Annotated in this window: 1 protein-coding gene and 1 pseudogene; one reads left to right on the plus strand and one right to left on the minus strand. The window is 49.3% G+C overall.

Annotated elements, in window-relative coordinates:
• Positions 1 to 82 precede the first annotated feature (82 nt).
• Positions 83 to 745 (plus strand): NTP transferase domain-containing protein, encoded by a 663-nt coding sequence (locus A3750_RS23950; protein WP_068451799.1) that lies wholly within the window; start codon positions 83 to 85, stop codon positions 743 to 745.
• A 14-nt stretch (positions 746 to 759) separates the two neighbouring features.
• Here A3750_RS23950 and A3750_RS25515 read toward each other — a convergent pair.
• Positions 760 to 939 (minus strand): annotated as a pseudogene (locus A3750_RS25515) (response regulator); the annotation flags it as partial.

Consider the following 939-nt stretch of genomic DNA (forward strand, 5'->3'; position numbering starts at 1 on the left):
TTTAAGAGTCGCGCATTTTACATGCTCCTAGGCGAGAGACCTAGTGGTAAACCAATTAAAATAGAACAAAAAGTAAACAATTGTGGGTTCAAACTTGGTTTCAGTTATTGTCCTTGCCGCTGGTGAGGCTCGACGATTTGGTTCTCCGAAGCAACTTGCCCTGCTTGGCGATAAAACATTGCTCGATCACGCAGTGCAGAGAAACCGGGAGCTCGGCGAATTGATGTCAGCCTCCGCTCCTACTTTGCGTAAGGTTCTTGTGCTGGGGGCACACTATGATCAGCTGCTACCGCATGTTTTGATGGAGGATTGGTCGCGTGTTACCTATGCTGAACATTGGCAGAGGGGCATGGCAGAATCGCTTAAAGTGGGTTTTGATGCTGCGCAACATGATGCGTTGAATGCGGGACTTGTGCTGAACGGCGTGGTGGTTTGTTTGATTGATCAGCCTTTGTTGCAAGCGAGCTCTTTGTTGCGACTTGTCTTAAAAGGGGGAGCTTTAGATGAGATTTCATGCGCCGCTTATGATGGCAGCGTCGGAACGCCCGCTTACTTTCCAAGCAACGAGTTGCGGCGGTTTGATGTGTGGTATGAGCATCTGAGAACGGTAGATCAGACGACGGACGGAGCAAAGCGCTTTATTGCGTCGAGGCCACATCATGCTATGAGTCTTGGTGAGGAATTGGATGATATCGATACGAAGGAAGATCTTGCGCGGCTCAAAAATCGACTCGCGCAAGACTAGCTAATACTCAGCTACTAGAACAAACCACTTATTGCCGCAATGCCTGCTGCGAATACACCGATACTGATCGCCATGGCGTAGCCATAGAACTTGGTGCTTTCTCGTTTTTGTCGACGGAGGAAGGAGTCTATCGCTTGTTCTGCAACATCTTCCGCAGTTTGGCGGGACATGTCATGGGCCTGTTGTATTGCTTC

Source organism: Oleiphilus sp. HI0079 (genome assembly GCF_001635105.1).